The organism is bacterium (genome assembly GCA_026398675.1).
Taxonomy (GTDB): domain Bacteria; phylum RBG-13-66-14; class RBG-13-66-14; order RBG-13-66-14; family RBG-13-66-14; genus RBG-13-66-14.
Genome location: JAPLSK010000274.1, coordinates 1 through 2,884 on the forward strand (window position 1 = coordinate 1; position 2,884 = coordinate 2,884).

Here is a 2,884-nt window from a genome sequence, read left to right on the forward strand (position 1 = left end):
GGCCTTGGCCGGCTCGCGCTGGAAGAGCATGGCGCTGTCATATCCCTGATCGCGGCAGAAGGCGTCGGCTGCGGGCTTGCCGCAGACGCCGCCCGAGTTGCTGGTCATCCTGGCGGCCCTGGCAACGCTGGCCGGTGGCCGCGAGCCGCTCCAGCGCTCCACCCAACCGACGTTGCCGCCCCCCGGGGACAGCCTGGACAACGTCGTCGTGGCCATTGACGATACCGCGTCCGAGGTTTGGATCGGCACGCTGAAGAATTTCGGCCGGTCCACGGACGGCGGGGAAACGTGGAGCGCCTACGGCTACGACGACGGCCTGCCCGGCTCGGCGTCCGACGTGGGGACGGTGCGCATCGCCCCCGAGGGCGACGTGTACCTGGGCTGCTTCTTCCCGCGGGAAAGCGGGCTGGACCCCCTCGCGGGCGCGGGGCTGGCCCGGACCCGCGACGGCGGCCGGACCTGGGACACCTGGACCACCGCGGACGGCCTGGGCAACAACGCCGTGTGGGACACCGAGTCCGACGGGGAGGGGACCATCTGGGCCGGGTGCTGGTCCGGCGGGGTGGCGATTTCCCACGACGACGGGGACACCTGGCACCGGCGCGTCCCCAGCGAACAACTTTACGGCGACAACGTCTTCGCCCTGGCTCGTACCGAGGATTACCTCTTCGCCGGCACCGGCGCGGGCCTAGCCGTCTCCACCGACAGCGGCGAGACCTGGGAGCTCCAGGGCGTGCCCGATCAGGGCGGGAACTCGAGCCAGGTGGTGGGCTTCGTCGAGGTTCAGGAGAAGGACGAGGGGCCCTGGGTGTGGGTCGGGACCGTCACCGGCGCGCAGGGCGAATGGTACGGCCTGTGGCTGGTGCGCTGGTACGACACGTACTGGGGCTGGACCCGGTTCGCCGCCGAAACCACGCCGGGGCTGAACTCGAACGCCATCTACTGGATCGAGCCCGGCGCGGAGGACCATCTCTGGGTAGCCACCGCCTACAACGGCCCGGGCCAGGCGGGCGGCCTCTCACACCGCTTCCCCAACGGCACCTGGGAGACCATCACCGGCCGCGGGCTCTATTCCAACAACATCTACTCCGTCTCCACACAGGACAACGAAACCATCTGGGCCGGGACGCCGGTGGGGCTGCAGGTCTCGCGCGACGGCGGCGCCTCCTTCGACATCATAGACTTCCAGCCGCGCTCTGGCTTCGTGGACGAGCCCGTCGCCTACGCCTTCCCCAACCCCTTCTCGCCCATGGGCCACGGCGCATGCACCATCCGCTTCAGCGTCTCCGGGAGCCCCCTGACCCACGACGCGGTGGTGGACATAGACATCTACGATCTCGAGGGGCGGCACGTTAAAAACATCGTGAAGGACGAGGTCTACCAGGGCGGCTTCGAGTACCAGAAGGACGTCTGGGACGGCACCGATGCCTCGGGGCGCCGGGTGGCCAACGGGGTGTACTACTACGTGATTCAGGCCAACGGCGAGCGGGCCTTCGTGGGCAAGATCGCCGTGGTGGAGTGAGGTGGCCGATATGAAAAAAATCGTAGGGCTCCTTCTCGTCATCGCGCTCATCTCAACAGCGTCGGACTACGACGGCGGGGGCCGTCCGGGGGCGGTGCTCCGGCTGGGCTGGGGCGTGAGAACCCTGGGCATGGGCCGCGTGGGGGTCGCCCTGGTGGAGGACGCCGAGGCGGTGGGCTACAACCCCGCCGGGCTGGCCTTCGCCCTGAAAATCCAGGGCCTCCTGTTCCACCGCGAGCTGTCGCTGGACCGGACCCAGTCCAGCGCCGGCTTCGTCTACCCCCTGCCCATCCCCGACGCCCGGGCCACGGCGGAAGCGGCCTGGTACTACCTGCGGGTCGGCGGCTTCGACGGCCGGGACACCGGCGGCAACCGCACCGGCGAGTTCTCCTACGACGAGCACATCGCCAACTTCGCCTTCGGCATCCGGCCGCTGGAGTGGCTCGGCGTGGGGCTGACGGCGCGGATGATGTTCACCTCCGTGGCCGGGAAAACGGCCGAGGGCGGGGCGGTGGACCTGGGGTTCCAGGTGCGGCCCTGGGAAGGGCTGGCCGTCGGCCTCTGCGCGCGCGACGTGATCGGCAGCTACAAGTGGAAGACCGCCGCCGCCACCGAAGAGGCCCTGCCCGTCGAGTACGCGGCGGGCATCGGCTACGACCTGGACGGCTGGCTGCGGATCGAGGCGGACTTCGTCACCACGGACGTCACGCGGCCGGAGTGGCGCCTGGGCGCCGAATACTGGCCCGTGCCGACCCTGGCGCTGCGCGCGGGCTACGAGACACCGAACCTCGAGACCGGCGAAATCTCCGCCGGGGCGAGCATCGTCACGGGGCTCTTCGAGGGCGGCGAGATGCGCGTGGACTACGCCTTCCGCACCGACCCGCTCGGCGCCGGGCCGTCCCACGCCGTGGCGCTCTCGCTCATGTTCTAAAAAGGGGGAAGCATGTTCTGGGGACTGACCTGGTTCATCTGGGCGCCGATCCTCTTTCTGGCCTGGGTGCTGCCGATGATAATCGGGGCGATGATCGGGCGTTCCAAGGGCCTCGGCTTCACCGGATTTCTGCTGGGTTTTTTCCTGAGCTGGATCGGCGTCCTCATCGTGGTCATCGTGGAGGGGAAGGGTTACGAGCGGCACTGACCGGCGGCATCCTAGACGTAGGGCGGGGTTTCCTAACCCCGCCGCTTTCACGTTCCCCACCTTGACCCTCACCCTAACCCTCTCCCTGGAAGGGAGAGGGGACATGCGGCAACCCTCACACCGGTTGCGATGACGTAGGGGCCGACCTTTAGGTCGGCCCGTTTTTTTATAAGGTAGCCCTCACCCCTACCCCTCTCCCACAGGGAGAGGGAGACGCTTTCTAT

3 protein-coding genes are annotated in these 2,884 nt (G+C 68.6%); all 3 read left to right on the top strand.

Features of this window, described 5'->3' with window-relative positions; genetic code table 11:
- Nucleotides 1-97: 97 nt before the first annotated feature.
- From NTW26_08410 to NTW26_08420, 3 genes are read left to right on the top strand one after another with little or no spacing between them, the layout of a single operon-like run.
- Nucleotides 98-1,522: a hypothetical protein gene (locus tag NTW26_08410; protein MCX7022273.1), complete on the top strand. Its 1,425-nt coding sequence runs from the start codon at nucleotides 98-100 to the stop codon at nucleotides 1,520-1,522.
- A gap of 10 nt (nucleotides 1,523-1,532) precedes the next feature.
- Nucleotides 1,533-2,453, top strand: a complete 921-nt coding sequence (locus tag NTW26_08415; protein MCX7022274.1) for a hypothetical protein — start codon at nucleotides 1,533-1,535, stop codon at nucleotides 2,451-2,453.
- Nucleotides 2,454-2,465: 12 nt separating this feature from the next.
- Nucleotides 2,466-2,660 (top strand): hypothetical protein, encoded by a 195-nt coding sequence (locus tag NTW26_08420; GenBank protein MCX7022275.1) that lies wholly within the window; start codon nucleotides 2,466-2,468, stop codon nucleotides 2,658-2,660.
- Nucleotides 2,661-2,884 lie beyond the last annotated feature (224 nt).

Coding starts and splice junctions, on each gene's coding strand:
- NTW26_08415 (MCX7022274.1), top strand. CDS start 1,533: ATGAAAAAAATCGTAGGGCTCCTTCTCGTCATCGCGCTCATCTCAACA.
- NTW26_08420 (MCX7022275.1), top strand. CDS start 2,466: ATGTTCTGGGGACTGACCTGGTTCATCTGGGCGCCGATCCTCTTTCTG.